The organism is Agrococcus citreus (assembly GCF_039527715.1).
GTDB classification, from domain to species: Bacteria; Actinomycetota; Actinomycetes; order Actinomycetales; family Microbacteriaceae; genus Agrococcus; species Agrococcus citreus.
Genome location: NZ_BAAAKK010000003.1, coordinates 37,588 through 52,870 on the forward strand (window position 1 = coordinate 37,588; position 15,283 = coordinate 52,870).

At 70.4% G+C, this 15,283-nt stretch carries 14 protein-coding genes; 8 read left to right on the forward strand and 6 right to left on the reverse strand.

Translation table 11 applies throughout. From position 1 onward, the window contains the following. Window positions 1–34: 34 nt before the first annotated feature. The 3 genes from ABD106_RS05520 to ABD106_RS05530 form a co-directional block, all read right to left on the reverse strand. Window positions 35–1,198 (reverse strand): acyl-CoA dehydrogenase family protein, encoded by a 1,164-nt coding sequence (locus tag ABD106_RS05520; RefSeq protein ID WP_343918199.1) that lies wholly within the window; start codon window positions 1,196–1,198, stop codon window positions 35–37. A gap of 321 nt (window positions 1,199–1,519) precedes the next feature. Further along, window positions 1,520–1,990 carry a cupin domain-containing protein gene (locus tag ABD106_RS05525; RefSeq protein ID WP_343918201.1) on the reverse strand — a complete coding sequence of 157 codons (471 nt, stop codon included), beginning with the start codon at window positions 1,988–1,990 and terminating at the stop codon, window positions 1,520–1,522. A gap of 166 nt (window positions 1,991–2,156) precedes the next feature. Next, window positions 2,157–3,119 (reverse strand): hypothetical protein, encoded by a 963-nt coding sequence (locus ABD106_RS05530; RefSeq protein WP_343918203.1) that lies wholly within the window; start codon window positions 3,117–3,119, stop codon window positions 2,157–2,159. A 269-nt stretch (window positions 3,120–3,388) separates the two neighbouring features. Here ABD106_RS05530 and hrpA point away from each other — a divergent pair, with 269 nt between their 5' ends. The 3 genes from hrpA to ABD106_RS05545 all read left to right on the forward strand — a co-directional run bounded on the left by hrpA (window position 3,389) and on the right by ABD106_RS05545 (window position 8,183). Next, window positions 3,389–7,378: an ATP-dependent RNA helicase HrpA gene (hrpA, locus tag ABD106_RS05535; RefSeq protein ID WP_425545725.1), complete on the forward strand. Its 3,990-nt coding sequence runs from the start codon at window positions 3,389–3,391 to the stop codon at window positions 7,376–7,378. A 197-nt stretch (window positions 7,379–7,575) separates the two neighbouring features. Next, the gene (locus tag ABD106_RS05540; protein WP_343918207.1) at window positions 7,576–7,911 is read left to right on the forward strand and encodes a DUF6804 family protein; all 336 of its coding nucleotides are present in this window, start codon (window positions 7,576–7,578) and stop codon (window positions 7,909–7,911) included. 107 nt (window positions 7,912–8,018) lie between these two features. Beyond that, complete coding sequence (locus ABD106_RS05545) at window positions 8,019–8,183, forward strand: hypothetical protein (RefSeq protein WP_343918209.1); 165 nt, start codon at window positions 8,019–8,021, stop codon at window positions 8,181–8,183. A gap of 52 nt (window positions 8,184–8,235) precedes the next feature. Here the strand turns inward: ABD106_RS05545 and ABD106_RS05550 are convergent, their stop codons facing one another. The 3 genes from ABD106_RS05550 to speB form a co-directional block, all read right to left on the reverse strand. Continuing rightward, window positions 8,236–8,439, reverse strand: a complete 204-nt coding sequence (locus ABD106_RS05550; protein WP_343918211.1) for a hypothetical protein — start codon at window positions 8,437–8,439, stop codon at window positions 8,236–8,238. 61 nt (window positions 8,440–8,500) lie between these two features. Beyond that, window positions 8,501–9,004: a hypothetical protein gene (locus ABD106_RS05555; RefSeq protein WP_343918213.1), complete on the reverse strand. Its 504-nt coding sequence runs from the start codon at window positions 9,002–9,004 to the stop codon at window positions 8,501–8,503. A 111-nt stretch (window positions 9,005–9,115) separates the two neighbouring features. Beyond that, complete coding sequence (gene speB, locus ABD106_RS05560; RefSeq protein WP_343918215.1) at window positions 9,116–10,108, reverse strand: agmatinase; 993 nt, start codon at window positions 10,106–10,108, stop codon at window positions 9,116–9,118. A 365-nt stretch (window positions 10,109–10,473) separates the two neighbouring features. Here speB and ABD106_RS05565 point away from each other — a divergent pair, with 365 nt between their 5' ends. The 5 genes from ABD106_RS05565 (at window position 10,474) to ABD106_RS05580 (ending at window position 15,235) form a co-directional block, all read left to right on the forward strand. After that, complete coding sequence (locus ABD106_RS05565) at window positions 10,474–11,682, forward strand: glycosyltransferase family 2 protein (protein WP_343918217.1); 1,209 nt, start codon at window positions 10,474–10,476, stop codon at window positions 11,680–11,682. Window positions 11,683–11,696: 14 nt separating this feature from the next. After that, window positions 11,697–11,843: an LPXTG cell wall anchor domain-containing protein gene (locus tag ABD106_RS14535; protein WP_425545726.1), complete on the forward strand. Its 147-nt coding sequence runs from the start codon at window positions 11,697–11,699 to the stop codon at window positions 11,841–11,843. A gap of 67 nt (window positions 11,844–11,910) precedes the next feature. Beyond that, complete coding sequence (locus ABD106_RS05570; RefSeq protein ID WP_343918219.1) at window positions 11,911–12,903, forward strand: UDP-glucuronic acid decarboxylase family protein; 993 nt, start codon at window positions 11,911–11,913, stop codon at window positions 12,901–12,903. Window positions 12,904–12,965: 62 nt separating this feature from the next. Further along, entirely contained in the window at window positions 12,966–14,168 is a 1,203-nt protein-coding gene (locus ABD106_RS05575; RefSeq protein WP_343918221.1) for an MFS transporter, read from the forward strand. Between the two features lie 506 nt (window positions 14,169–14,674). Further along, window positions 14,675–15,235 carry a pyridoxine/pyridoxamine 5'-phosphate oxidase gene (locus tag ABD106_RS05580; RefSeq protein WP_343918223.1) on the forward strand — a complete coding sequence of 187 codons (561 nt, stop codon included), beginning with the start codon at window positions 14,675–14,677 and terminating at the stop codon, window positions 15,233–15,235. Window positions 15,236–15,283 lie beyond the last annotated feature (48 nt).

Genomic DNA, 15,283 nt, shown 5'->3' on the forward strand with positions numbered 1-15,283 from the left:
GCTCAGCGCCCGGAGGCCGCTCAGTCTCGCGGCTTCAGGCGAGCCCGAGGGCGCGCGCGACGACGAGCAGCTGCACCTCGCTCGTGCCCTCGCCGATCTCGAGGATCTTCGAGTCACGGAAGTGACGGGCGACCGAGTACTCGTTCATGAAGCCGTTGCCGCCGAGGATCTGGGTCGCGTCGCGCGCGTTGTCCATCGCCGCGTCGCTCGCCGTGAGCTTGGCGAGCGCCGCCTCGGTCTTGAAGGGCTTGCCGGCATCGCGCAGGCGAGCCGCGTGATGCCAGGCGAGGCGCGCGTTGTGCACGCGTGCCTGCATGCGGGCGATCACGAACTGCACGTTCTGCCGGCTCGCGAGCGGCTCGCCGAAGACCTTGCGCGAGTGCGCGTACTCGATGGCGTCCTCGAGGCAGCCCTCGGCGGCACCCGTCGAGAGCGCGGCGATCGCGATGCGTCCCTCGTCGAGGATGTGCAGGAACCCCGCGAAGCCGCGGCCCCGCTCGCCCACCAGGTTGCTCGCCGGCACCCGCACGTCTCGGAACGTGAGCGGATGCGTGTCGGACGCGTGCCAGCCGACCTTGTCGTACGGCGCCTCGACGGTGAAGCCGGGGGTGCCGTTGGGCACGTAGATGGTCGAGATCTCCTTGCGGCCGTCCTGCTCGCCGGTCACCGCGGTGACCGTGACGAATCGCGTGATCGGGGTGCCGGAGTTGGTGATGAACTGCTTCGCGCCGTTGATCACCCACTCGTCGCCCTCCAGGCGCGCGGTGGTGCGCGTGGCGCCGGCGTCGGAGCCGGCCTCCGGCTCGGTGAGGCCGAAGCCGGCGAGCGCGGCGCCCGAGAGCAGGTCGGGCAGCAGCTCGGCCTTCTGCTCGTCGCTGCCGAAGCGGAAGATCGGCATCGCGCCCAGGCTCACGCCTGCCTCGAGGGTGATCGCGATCGACTGGTCGACGCGCGCGAGGGCCTCGATCGCGAGGCAGAGCGCGAAGTAGTCGCCGCCCTGGCCGCCGACCTCCTCGGGGAAGGGGATCCCGAACAGGCCCATCTCGCCCATCCGCGCCACGACGTCCATCGGCAGCGTCTTCGTGCGGTCCGCCTCGTACGAGACCGGCGCCACCACCCGGTCCGCGAACTCGCGCACCCCCTCGGCGAGCGCCAGCTCGTCCTCGCTCAGCTGGTAGGTGGCCAGATCGATCGTCATCGTGTCTCCCGTTGTCCGTGGATGCGCCAGCGGTGCGCGGGATCCGGACGGTCGGGTCTCGACCACCCACGCCCCGCACTGCGCGCTGACGAAAGCATGCCAGCATCCGCGCCTCGCTTCGACTCGTGGCGCGGCGGTCGGCGCTGCCGGCCTCGGTGGTCGTGTGCCGCGGGAGGGCAGCGCCCGCGGCCGACGCGCATCCACTCGCCGGGACGACGGACGCGCCGCCGGACCGCGGCACCCGCGACCGACGCGCATCCACTCGCCGGGACGACGGACGCCCGCCGGATCACCGACGGGCGCCTGCGCGTGCGGGACGGCTCAGGCCGTCTCCTCGCCCTTGTCGTCGACCTCTTCGACCCACTTCGGCGGCTCGTCGCGGCCGGCCTCCTCGTCGGCGTCGGCCTTGTCCTTCGTCTGCTGCACGATGCCCTTCGCGTGATGCGTCGGGGCGTAGATCGTGTAGAGGCGGAGCGGCTCGGCGCCGGTGTTCTCGACGTCGTGCCACGTGCCCGCGGGCACCTGGATGCTCCAGCCGTCCTCGACCTCGTGCTCCTGCAGGTCGTCCTTCTCGGGACCCATCTTCGCGACACCCTTGCCCTGGTCGATGCGCAGGAACTGGTCGGTGCCGTGGTGCACCTCGAGCCCGATCGACTTGCCCGGCTCGATCGACATGAGCGTCACCTGGAGGTGCTTGCCCGTCCAGGCAACGCGGCGGTAGGCGTCGTTCTCGGTGGTGGCGGTCTCGATGTCGAACGTGTTCGGCTTCGGCCCGTTGTCGTGGATGTCCATGCTCGCCATCCTGGCCGGGCGGTCTGAGAAGCGCCAGAGTGCGTGCGCACGTGCTGTCCCCGCGCGCCGCCAGAGACGGACCTGTTTCTCGCTCGTGGACCCGAACATTCGGGTCCACGAGCGAGAAAGCGGTCCGCAGGCGCCGGAGCCAGCGCCATGCGTCCACCTAGCGATTTCCGGGCAGCCACAGCGACGACGGACGGATGCGCGGCACGCCGCGGGCGAGCAGGATGCGCTCCAGCCGCCTCGGCGTCGTCACGTCGCCCCAGACCCAGTGGACGGTGTCGTTCTCGGCGCGGAGGTCGTCCTCCCGGCGCTTCTCCCGGGCGAGCGCCTGCTGCGGGGTCAGCCCCTCCCGCGCGGCGAGGTCCCCGTACTTGGTCATGCCGTCGAACTCGCCGAGCAGGGGCCTCGGCAAGTCAGCGAGACGCCAGCGGAAGTCCGGGTGCCACCACCGACCGCTCGCGCCCCGGACCGCGGGCTGCAGCTCCGGAGCCGGGAAGCCCAGCAGCTGCAGCACGACCCTGCTCCACGACTCTCCGACCGATTCCGCGGCCCCCTCGGCGAAGGCGATCGACGCGCGAGCCCGCGCCTGTCCCACCCGGCTCTGCCGCGACAGCGCATCGAGGATCGCCTCCTTGCTGACCAGCTGCTCGTGCAGTGCCGCGTCGATCGCTGCCACCGCGACCCGCTGATCGCGGTGCCTCGCCGTATCGGCGAGCGCGTACGGCAGCGAGCACACCAGCAGCCCTCGTTCCTGCACGACGTCGTCAGCGGCGATCGTCACCCGAGCGTGCTGGACCCCTGCCTTGAGGCCGGCGGTGCTCGCTCCCCCGATCGTGAACACCCGCTCGGGCTCGCGGCCGTACGGCACGCCATGCACCGCGAGCGCCGACTCCCGAGCGAAGATCGGTGCACGCCGCGCTTGCGCCGTGGCCTCGATGCGGGCGAGGTACTGCACCCCGTGCGGCGCGCCGTCAAGATCCTCCGCTCGGGCGTAGACGCCCTGGCGGATGCGCGTCAGCCGCTCGTCCTGCGACGGCACCCGCGTCGGCGCATCCGCTCGCAGGTCGCGCGTGCGCTGCAGTCGGGCTCGTGAGTCCCAGATGGCTCGGTCGGAGTCGCGCATGCTGGCAGGGTGCACCGCGTCGGCGCGGCGCGCCGCCCCGCGCGCCCGGACCTGTGGATGGCGCCGCGCGACGCACCGGTGAGCCCGGCCCCCGCGCGGGGGCCGTCGCGATTCGGCGGACCTCTTTCTCACTGCTGGACCCGAACATTCGGGTCCAGCAGTGAGGAAGGGGTCCGCGACGCAGGTGCAGGGCGGCGGATGCGCGCGGGGGCGGGGCGGATGCGCCGCGGCGGGTGCGCGGGCACAGCCGCGCACGGGAGAATGGTCGGATGCGCATCGAGTACCCGGCTGATCTGCCCGTCAGCGCTGCGCGCGACGAGATCATGGCGGCGATCCACGAGCACCAGGTCGTGATCGTCGCGGGCGCGACGGGCTCCGGCAAGACGACGCAGCTGCCGAAGATGTGCCTCGAGCTCGGCCGCTCGAGCATCGGCCACACGCAGCCTCGCCGGCTCGCCGCCCGCACGATCGCCGAGCGCATCGCCGAGGAGCTCGGCGAGGAGCTCGGCGGGGCCGTCGGCTACAAGGTGCGCTTCACCGACCAGGTGTCGGCCGCGACGCAGATCAAGGTGATGACCGACGGCATCCTGCTCGCCGAGATGCACCGCGATCGCGACCTCAAGCAGTACGACACGATCATCATCGACGAGGCGCACGAGCGCAGCCTCACGATCGACTTCCTCGTCGGCTACCTGCAGCGGCTGCTCCCCCGCCGTCCCGACCTGAAGGTGATCGTCACGAGCGCGACGATCGACCCGGAGTCGTTCAGCCGGCACTTCGGCGGCGCCCCGATCATCGAGGTCTCCGGCCGCACGTTCCCCGTCGACATCCGCTACCGCCCGCTCGTCGCCGAGCAGATGGACGAGGACGAGGACGACGACGGCGAGCCGGACGAGCACGTCGACCTCGATCCCATCGACGGCATCGAGTCGGCGCTGCAGGAGATCGCCCGCGACGACGCCGGCGACGTGCTCGTGTTCCTCCCCAGCGAGGCCGACATCCGCGACGCGCAGGACCAGCTGCAGGGCAAGCTCGGCCCGACGACCGAGATCCTCCCCCTCTACGGCCGCTTGAGCGCCGCCGACCAGCACCGCGTCTTCGAGCGCTCGAGCCGCCCCGGCATCCGTCGCCGCGTCGTGCTCGCCACGAACGTCGCCGAGACGTCGTTGACCGTGCCGGGCATCCGCCACGTCATCGACACGGGCACCGCCCGCATCTCGCGCTACTCGGCGCGCAGCAAGGTGCAGCGGCTGCCGATCGAGGCGATCAGCCAGGCGAGCGCCAACCAGCGCTCGGGCCGCGCGGGCCGCGTGGCGCCGGGCATCGCGATCCGGCTTTTCGCCGAGTCGGACTTCGACAAGCGCCCCGCGTTCACCGACCCCGAGATCCTCCGCACCAACCTCGCGGCCGTCATCCTGCAGGCCGCGTCGCTCGGGCTCGGCCCGCTCGAGGAGTTCCCGTTCCTCCAGCCGCCCGACCCGCGCGGCATCAAGGACGGCCACGACCTGCTGCGCGAGCTCGGCGCCATCTCGTCGAAGGGCGCCATCACGAAGATCGGCCGCGAGCTCGCGCGCCTGCCCGTCGACCCGAGGTTCGGGCGGATGGCCCTGGCCGGCCGGGATGCCGATGTCGCCCACGAGGTCATCGCGATCGTCGCCGGACTGACGATCCAGGACCCGCGGGAGCGCCCGCTCGAGCGGCGCGAGGAGGCCGACCGCTCGCACGCGCGCTTCACCGACCCGACGAGCGACTTCATCTCGCTGCTCGCGCTCTGGCGGCACCTGCAGGCGCAGCAGGCGACGCTCTCGGGCAACCAGTTCCGGAAGCTGTGCAAGGCGGAGCACCTCTCGTTCCTGCGTGTGCGCGAGTGGCAGGACGTCGTGCGGCAGCTGACGCGGTCGATGGGGCTGAAGCCGGAGAAGCGCTCGTCGCCCTCGCGGGTCGAGGAGCAGCCGGAGGCCGCGTCTCGAGACCGATCGCCACGTGGACATGGTCTCGACTCGCGCGCGCCTGCGGCGCGTGCGGCTCGACCAGCGGGTGGGGCGGAGGGCGGTCCCGGCTCGCTCGCCACGGCCGTCGACGCCGACGCCGTCCACAAGGCGCTGCTGTCGGGCCTGCTCGGCCGCATCGGCACGCTCGACGAGACGCAGAAGCCGCAGCAGTCGCGGCCCGGCGACAAGGGCGACAAGCGGCGGATGCGCGTGCGGCCCGAGTACCTCGGCGCCCGTGGCGCGCGGTTCCAGATCTTCCCCGGCTCGGGCCTCGCCAAGAAGCCGCCCCGCGCGGTGATGGCCGCCGAGCTCGTCGAGACGAGCCGGCTCTTCGCCCGCAACGTCGCAGCGATCGACCTCGCGTGGGCCGAGCCGCTCGCGGGCGACCTCGCGAAGCGGCAGGTCTCCGAGCCGCACTGGGAGCGCAAGCAGGGCTCCGTCGTGGCGTTCGAGAAGGTGACGCTCTTCGGCGTCACGATCGTCGAGCGTCGCCGCGTGCAGTTCTCGCGCATCGACCCCGAGCACGCGCGCGAGCTGTTCATCCGGCACGCGCTCGTGGACGGCGAGTGGGACAGCCCGCAGGACTTCGACCGCAAGAACAAGGAGCTGCGCCGCGAGATCGAGCGGCTCGAGGAGCGCCAGCGCCGGCGCGACCTGCTGGTCGGCGACGAAGCCGTGTTCGACTTCTTCGACGCGCGCATCCCGGCCGATGTCGCATCCACCCGCAGCTTCGAGGGCTGGTGGCGCGAGGCCCGCAAGCAGACGCCGGACCTCTTGACGATGACGCGCGAGGACCTCACCGGCGAGGATGCCCGAGTCGACCAGGAGGCATTCCCGACGAAGTGGCAGCAGGGCGAGCAGCGGCTGCGGCTCAGCTACCGGTTCGAGCCGGGCGCCGCCGACGACGGCGTCACCGTGCACGTGCCGCTCGCGGTGCTGCCACGCCTGAGCCCCGAGGGCTTCGACTGGCTCGTGCCCGGCATGCGCGAGGAGCTGCTCACGGCGATGATCAAGAGCCTGCCGAAGCACGTGCGCAAGCACGTCGTGCCGGCCGGCGACTGGGCGCGCGGCATGCTCGCCGAGCTGCCGGCCCAGCCGGTCGCGAGCATCAAGGGCAGCGACCGGCCCCCGTCGATCGCGGAGGTGCTCGCCGCGCGCATCTCCCGCACCGCCTACGTGCAGGCGGCCGCGACCGACGTCGACTGGCACCGCATCCCGGACCACCTCAAGCCCACCTTCGCGGTCGAGGACGGCCGCGGCCGCCGGCTCGGCGCCGACAAGGACCTCGAGGCGCTCAAGCGCCGCTTCGGGCAGCAGGCGACGGCGCAGGTCGCGAAGGCCGCCGTGAAGGTGACGAGCGACCTCGAGCGCGACGAGGTCACGGGCTTCGACGTCGAGCTGCCCGAGCACATCGACGTGCGGCAGGGCGGCAACACCGTGCGCGCCTACCCCGGCTACGCCATCACGAGCGCGGGCAAGGGCGGGAAGGCGACCGTCGGCATCCGGCTCGCCTCGACGCGGGAGTCGCAGCAGCGCGACCAGCGCGCGGCGGTGCGGCAGCTGCTGCTGCTGCAGGTGCCGAGCCCCGGCCCCTACGTGCAGTCGAACCTCACCGCGGCCGAGAAGCTCGCGCTCGGCGCGAGCCCATACCCCTCGACCGACCGGCTCTTCGACGACCTCATGCTCGCGATCATCGACGCCGAGCTCGGCGCGACGCTCCCCGCGACGGTCGCCGACTTCGAGGCGCTGCGGGCGCGCGTCGCCGACGGCCTCGTCGACCGCCTGTTCGCGCTCGCGTCGCAAGTGGCGCGCATCCTCACGAGCGCCCGGCACGCCGACCGCGCGATCCGCGACGGCGCGAGCCTCGCTCACATGGCGGCGCTCGCCGACGCCCGCGCGCACCTCGACCAGCTCGTCTTCGACGGCTTCGTGAGTCGCACGGGGCTCGCGCGGCTCGGGCGGCTCGAGGTCTACGTGCGGGCGATCGAGCACCGCGTCAAGCGGCTGCCCGAGACCGCGCACCGGGACCGCATCTGGATGACCGAGGTCGAGCAGGCGACCGCGCTCTTCACCGAGGCGGGCGGCACGCTGCCGCTGGCGGCGTCGGTGACGGATGCCGTCCCGGGCACGGATGGGTCGGCGAAGGCCGAGCGGCTGGTCACCGCCCGCTGGCTGCTCGAGGAGCTGCGCGTGAGCCTCTTCGCGCAGCAGCTGGGCACCTCCGGGCCGGTCAGCCTGCAGCGGGTGAAGAAGGCGCTCGCGGCCTGAGCGGCGCGCCCACCGAGCAGCGCCGAGACCCGCTTCCGGATCGTGGACCCGATCGCGCCGGCGCCCATCCTCCCGTGGACCGATTTCTCAATGCTGGACCCGAAGGTTCGGGTCCAGCATCCGGAATCGGGTCCAGCGAGCGCGAGCGCCCGATCTGCGGACGTACGTCAGGATGCGAGGCCGTACGGTTGATGGCGATGGAGAGCAATCGCTACGGCCCCACCTACCAGCGCAACGCGCTCGCCCCGGGCGTGCTCGTCGCGATCGCGCTCGTGGTCGGCACGATGCTCATCGGCAGCGAGTGGTACGAGACGCTGCGCTTCGTGATCGCGGTGCTCGCGGTGATCGTCGCCTGGTTCGCCTTCCAGGCGAAGCACTGGTGGTGGATCCCGGTCTTCCTCGCCATCGCGGTGGCCTGGAACCCGGTCATGCCGTTCGCGTTCGAAGGACAGGCGTGGCTCCTCGCGCACCTCGGCGCCGCGATCGTCGCGCTCGTCGCGGCGGTGCTCATCAAGGCGCCGCGCCCGGAGTAGCCGGCAGCGGTGCGCTGAACTTCGGGGGCTGTGCTGCGCGAGCGACGGGCGTAGTCTGCCCGCGCGCAACGACACGTGCGCCGCTGCGCGAGCTCATCGGAGACACCATGCGCACTCGCATCACCGCTCGCGCAGTTCTCACCGCAGCGGCCCTCACGATCATCAGCACGGTGGGCAGCTGTGGCGGCGGGCCCGGCACCTACGTCGTCGACATGCTCGACCTCACCGACGATACGGTCGCCTCGACCCTGATCCCTCGACTCGGCCGATAGCGGTGCGGGTCACGCGCGACGACCGCGCGGCGCCCGGGACGCTCACCGTCGGTCAAGCGCGCTGCTTCGAGAGCTCGACGATCCACGGCTCGGTCTCGAGTCCGCGGATGTCGTCGGCGACGATGCGAGCGCGCGCGGCAGCGATGCGTTCCGCCTGCGAGACGATGCGGCCGGTGCGGATGGATCGATAGACCTTGCCGTTGCCGCCATTGGGGCTCGCACCAGCACCCTTCGTGCTCTGCCGCTCGTCAGCCACGCCTGCCTCCCGCATCCATTGTGCTCGCTACCCCCTGCCAGGTCGAGGGGTGATCGTCGCCTCAGTCATCACTGTCGTGAGGCAGGTCGTCGCTGCTCCCCGCGTCGGTCTCGAGCTCCTCCGTGACCAGCGCGAAGTCCGTCGCGGCGGCGATGATGTCGCCTTCGTGCTGGTCCGCCCACTCGCTCCTGCCCAGAGCCTCGAGCACGCCCAACCCGATGACGGCAGCGCTGCCGCCATGCGCCACCTGCGTGAGCGCCCACTCCGCCCGCGACCACCACTGCTCCTTGCGCTCACGCCGCTCGCTCTGCTCACGATCGGCCTCGGCTTGCTCCCGAGTCGAGCGGACGCTGTACAGCGCGGCTGCGAACGCGACAAGTGCCGCGCCGACGGCGGCCACTCCGCCGAAGCCTGCGGAGGTGAGGAACGCGCGCCGGAACTCCTCGTCCCCGAAGAAGGGCGACGCCAGCGCGCCGACCGACAGGCCCACGACGAACGCCACGGTGGCGGCGACGACCGCCGCCACCCACCGTCGACCGTTGCCCTTCGCGCGCGTCGCCACCACAGCGCACATGCTAGGTGTGCGGCCATAGACGCGGGCGAGACCGGGCGCTGGCCTGTGCATGGTCTCGACTCGCGCGCGCCTCCGGCGCGTGCGGCTCGACCAGCAGGAGCGCTACTCGGCCCCGCGCATCCGCTCCGCCTGCGCCGCGAGCAGCGTCACGAGCTCGTAGACGACGTGGCTCGCCGCGATGCCGGTCATCTGGGCGTGGTCGTACGCGGGCGAGACCTCGACGACGTCGGCGCCGACGATGTGCTTGTCGCCGAGGCTCCGCAGGAAGCGCAGCAGCTCGCGGCTCGTGAGCCCGCCCGCCTCGGGCGTGCCTGTGCCGGGCGCGTGCGCGGGGTCGAGCACGTCGATGTCGACCGAGATGTAGAGCGGCTTGTCGCCGATGCGGTCGCGCATCCGCTGGATCGCCGCCTCGGCGCCGTGCTCCTCGACGTACTCGCTCGAGACGATCGAGAAGCCGAGCCGCTCGTCGTCCTCGAGATCCTGCTTCGAGTAGAGCGGGCCGCGGGTGCCGACGTGGCAGCTCGCGGTGAGGTCGATGAGGCCCTCCTCGCTCGCGCGCCGGAAGGGCGTGCCGTGCGTGACCGGCGCGCCGAAGTAGGTGTCCCACGTGTCGAGGTGCGCGTCGAAGTGCAGCACAGCGACCGGCCCGTGCTGCTTGGCGACGGCGCGCAGCAGCGGCAGCGCGATCGTGTGGTCGCCGCCGATCGTCACGATCCGCGTCGCCCGCTCGCCGAGCTCCGTCGCGGCGCGCTCGACCTCGAGCACCGCCTCCTGGATGTCGAACGGGTTCACCGGGAAGTCGCCGGCGTCGACGACCTGGGCCACCGCGAATGGCGAGACGTCCTGCGCCGGGTTGTACGGGCGCAGCAGTCGTGACGACTCGCGCACGTGCGAGGGCCCGAAGCGCGTGCCGGGGCGGTAGCTGACGCCCGTGTCGAACGGCACGCCCACGACGGCGACGTCGGCGCGCGGCACGTCCTCGATGCGCGGCAGCCGCGCGTACGTGGCGATCCCGGCGTAGCGGGGCACGACGGATGCATCGACCGGCCCGACCGGGCCAGTGCCGGGCTGCCCATGCGCTGTGCTCTCCGTCACGGTGTGCCTCCTATCAGGGTGCGGCCGGACCGGGGTGCAGGCTGCTGATGAGTCCGCAGGCTGCGCGAGATCGGCGCCGATCCGCGCGATGCCGCGGTCGACCTCATTCTGCCGGATCTCGGCGTAGGACCAACCGGTGCGAGCTTGCACCGCCAAAGCGAATCTTCCTCAAGACCACCTTTAGAAACGCCGTGATATTACGTTCCGGCCATACGTTGCCGTCGTAGCAAGAACCCGAACAGTGTGATTCTACGCTTCGCGGCCGGTCGGGCTCAGGCCCGGAGACCTCGGCACAACGGGTGTGCAGCGCCAGTTGCGCACCTCACCCAGGCGAGCCACGACGTGACCGACAACGAGAGAAGACGATGGAAGCGATCCCATGGCTGTTGCTCGTCACACCGTTCTGCCTGCTCGCCGTTGCAGGTTCTGGCTGGCTGTACGGCAGGCTCCGTCCTGCGAAGGTGCGGGAGTGGAGTGAGAAGCAGGCGTCGCCCGACTTCCCCCCGATCGGCGGGCCGAAGGCGGTCGCGGTCGTCATCGCGTGCTTCAGAGGTGCCGGCACCATCGGCGAGACAGTGAGAGCCGCGCTGCTGACGGGATGCGACGTCTACGTCATCGACGACGGGTCGAAGCAGAAGGACCCTGCAGACCAGACCTCCGAAGCGGCGCGCGCAGCGGGCGCGGTGGTGCTCGAGCTGGTCAAGAACGGCGGGAAGCCGAAGGCGCTGTACACCGCTTTCCACCAGCTGGACCTCAGCACGCGATACGACGCCGTCGCGATCCTCGACGATGACGTGCTCATCGAGCCGGACTTCATCGAGCGGAGCCTCGAGAAGATGACCGACCTCTCCGTCGCCATCGCGGTCGGCAAGAACATCACGTGGTGGCCCAAGGAGCATCGCTGGAACGTCTGGCTCGCCAAGCGCGCGTTCTCCTATTGGAACTTCCAGCTCACGATCCGCCACGTGCAGAGCCTCTTCGGCGTCATGAACTGCATCTCCGGAAGCAACTCGGTGTATCGCAGCAGCCTGCTGGAGCAGGTCCTCGTCGAGAAGACCCCGTACATCGTCGACGACACCTACTGGGTGCTCGAAGCGCAGCGGCGCAACCTCGGCAAGGTCGTGTATGCGCCTCGTGCCCGTGCGCACCTGCAGGATCCGACCAACTTCAAGGACTGGTACAGCCAGAACCTGCGCTGGCTGTGGGGGACGTTCCAGGGCATCATCGGTCACCGCGTCGGCCGTCAGGCGTCACGATTCGACGCCGCCTACATCCTCCTGATGCTGCATTGGACGATCTACATCGTCAGTGCGCCCGTCGCCGTCGGCGTCCTGGTCGTCGCGGCGTACCAGGCACCGATCTTCATCCTCGTGTTCTTCGCCGGCTACAGCTTCTGGATCGTCGCCGCGAGCATCGGGCTGCGGCAACCCCGGCTGCTGGTGTTCATCGTTCCCATCATCATCACCGACTTCATCTATCGCTGGCTGTTCGTGCATGCCCTCATCAAGGCAGTGCGCCAACCGACAGTGGAGAACTGCGTGTGGACATCACCCGCGCGCATCACGACCGCATGAAGAGGGGGTGAAACATGTCCGCAGCAACTGAACTCCCGGTGACGGGGGCGGCCTCAGCAATCGGCGTCGGGATCGCCGGGCTAGCTCTGGCGATCGTCGGAGCAGTGGTGACGCTTTGGAAGAAGTTCGCTATGGCCGGCGCAAGCGCCGGCACCGAGTAGAGGTCGCTGCGGGGGTGCGTCTTCTCGCACCCCCGCAGTGCCCCACGACCGAAAGGTGGGTTCGCCCATGAAACGAATCCTCGTCACAGGCGGCGCCGGTTTCATCGGCTCGCATCTCATCCAAGATCTCTTGGCGAACGGCGACGCCGTCGTCTGCCTCGACAACCTCTTCAGCGGCCGACGCGAGAACATCGAGCCGTTCCTCAACCACGACTCGTTCTCCTTCATGGAGCGCGATGTGTGCGATCCGATCCCGCTGATGCAGATCGATCAGATCTATCACCTGGCATGCCCGGCATCCCCACCGCACTACCAGTTCGACCCGATCAAGACGCGGAAGACGAACTTCCACGGCACGCTCAACGTGCTGGAGCTCTCGCGCGCGACCGGCGCCCGTCTGCTCTTCGCTTCGACCAGCGAGGTCTACGGCGACCCGGAGGTGCACCCACAACCCGAGTCGTACCGGGGCAACGTGAGCATCACCGGCATCCGCTCCTGCTACGACGTCGGGAAGATGGATGCCGAGGGGCTCTGCTTCGACTTCATGCGCCAGCACGGGATCGACCATCGCGTCATACGGATCTTCAACACCTATGGACCCAACATGCGTGAGGACGATGGTCGCGTCGTCTCCAACTTCATCGCCCAGGCGCTCAAGGGGAGGGACCTGACCATCTACGGCGACGGCTCGCAGACGCGCAGCTTCCAATTCGTGAGCGACCTGGTGCGGGGCATGAAGATCGCTATGGCGAAGGACGACTTCACCGGCCCGGTCAACATCGGCAATCCCGGTGAGTTCACGATCAAGGAGCTCGCCGAGAAGGTCCTCGAGGCGATCCCGTCGAGCATCAGCAGGGTGGTCTTCATGCCACTGCCTGCGGACGATCCCGCACAGCGGAAGCCCGACATCAGTCAGGCGATGTCGGTGCTCGGGTGGAGACCGACCGTGCAGCTCGACGAGGGCCTCCGTCGCACCATCGCCTACTTCGAAGAGGCGCTGGTCGAGCAGGATGACTTCAGCCTCAGGAGTTCTTCGACGTCCCAAGCCGCCGCGGCGTGAACCCGGGGACGCGGCACAGCGAGCGCTGCTGGGATCACCGCACGCGCCTCTAGGCTGTGCTGGTGCGTTTGTATGCCGAGGTGCTGAGGGTCCCGGGACTCGCTCGCATCATCATCGTGCAGCTCATCGCGCGCTTCCCCACCGGCATGTACTCGCTCGGCCTCCTCATGCACATGGAGCACGAGCACGGCACCTACACGGCGGCCGGCATCGTGCTCGCCGCCTTCTCGGTCGGGATGGCGCTCGCGGGCCCGTTCGTCACGCGGCTGATGGCGCGCTTCGGCACCGTCGCGGTGCTCGTCACGACGACCGTGATCTCGGTGGGCGCGCTCTACTCGATCTCGACGCTGAGCCTGCCGCTCTGGGCGGATGTGCTGGCGGGCGCCATCGCGGGCGCCGCGATGCCGCCGATCACGCCCACCGTCCGCACGCTCTACCCGCGCATGGTGCCGCAGCGGCTGCTGTCGCCGCTCTTCTCCTTCGACGCGGCGCTGCAGGAGATCATCTGGGTGTTCGGCCCGGTGCTGCTCGTGGCGCTCGTCGCCGGGCTCGGCACCGGCCCGACGCTCTTCGTCGTGCTCGTCATCCAGGCGGTGGGTGCGGCGCTCTTCATCCTGTCGCCCGAGGTGCGCCGATTGCGCATCCCACCCACCACGCGCAAGCTGGGCCGCGTGCTGCGGAAGCCCCCGGTGCTGCTCTCGGTGGTCGTCTCGGCGATGTTCATCGGCGGCTTCTCGGCGGTCGAGGCGGGCGTCGTCGCGACCTTCGGCGAGGGCGCGCTCGAGGCGGGCATCGTGCTCGGTGTCTCGGCGATGGGCTCGCTCATCGGCGGCTTCGCGCTCGGCGGGCGACCGATCACGCCGTGGTCGGTCGCGATCCGCCTCACGATCGTGCTCGTCGGCATGGCGATCGCGCTGCCGATGACCGAGGTGGTCGGCCTCTCGATCGCGCTCTTCATCGCGGGGCTCGGCACGGCGCCGGCGCTCGCGGCGTTCTCGGCGATCATCGCCGGCACCGTGAAGTTCGCCGACACCCCCGAGGCCTACGCGTGGATCGGCACCGGCCAGCTGCTGGGCGCCGCGGTCGGCTCGGCCGTCGCGGGCGTCGCGATCGACGCGATCGGCGGCGTCGGCGCGGTCTGGGTGGCGGTCGTGATGGTGGCCATCGCGGCCGCGATCGCGGCGATCTTCCGGCGGCACCAGCCCGACCTCCGGCACGGCATCGGCGAGCCGCCCGAGACGGCGCCGGTCGAGCTGCCCCGCTGACGTGAAGACGACCGGCGCGAGCAAACTGTGCAGATGAATCGTCGCGCGCAGTTCACGAATTCGGCTGCGAGTTTCAGCCTGGTCCCCATCTCGCTTCTATTGAGAATCTGGGACAGCAGCAGGGCCGTATTCGGCGACCTGCACAGGTGCGGCGCGCCCTGTAAGTACGCCGAAAACTCGAACCATTGGCCGGGTTGCGCCTACGTTGCCGGTCTCAACTACAACTCGGCCCTGGCGCTGGCGAACACGTACTTGCATAAGAACGCGGGCGGAACAGTCTGCGGGAACGTAACCATCGCGCAAGTGGCGGGAACCATCCCGATGAGCGGATCGCAGGCAGAACTGACCATTCCTGACGGATCCGGTCCAACTGATGGATGGTCGCATGAGGTTCGACAACGGCCGTCACCGAGTCGCTGCGATGCTTGATCTTGGGGCCACCGAGCTAGTTCCGATTCGTGACGTCTAGCGCTCTTGCGCCAGGTGCCGGCCGCTAGCGTGGCCGCGTGAGCGAGCTTCGCGAGCGCCTCCGCGCGCTGCCGACCTTCCCCGAGACCATGCCGGTGCTCGACGCGGATGCCGTGCCGACGCATCCGCTCGCGCTCTTCACCGCCTGGCTCGACGACGCGATCGCCGCGGGCGAGCGGCAGCCGAGCGCCTTCACGCTCAGCACCGTCGGCGACGACGGTGTGCCGGCGAGCCGCACGCTCATCGTCAAGGACGTCGACGAGCGCGGCCTGCAGTTCTCGTCGAACCGCGGCTCGCGCAAGGCGCAGCAGCTCACGGCGCGACCGCTCGCGACCGCGCTGTTCTTCTGGCGCCCGCTCGGCCGCCAGGTCGAGGTGACGGGCGACGTGGTCGACCTCGGGGCGGATGCGTCGGCGGCCGACTGGCGGGAACGCCCCAGCTACGCGGGCCAGCCGAACCCCGACTGGGTGCTGTGGGCGCTGCAGCCGAGGCGGTTCGAGTTCCTGCAGGCGACGCTCGACCGCAAGCACGTGCGCGTCGAGTACCGGCTCGGCGCCGACGGCTGGACGCACCGCCAGCCCACCACCCCCGCCGGCTGAGCCCCGGATCCTCAACGTCGCCTGTGGTCGTTCAACCGCGCATGCGCG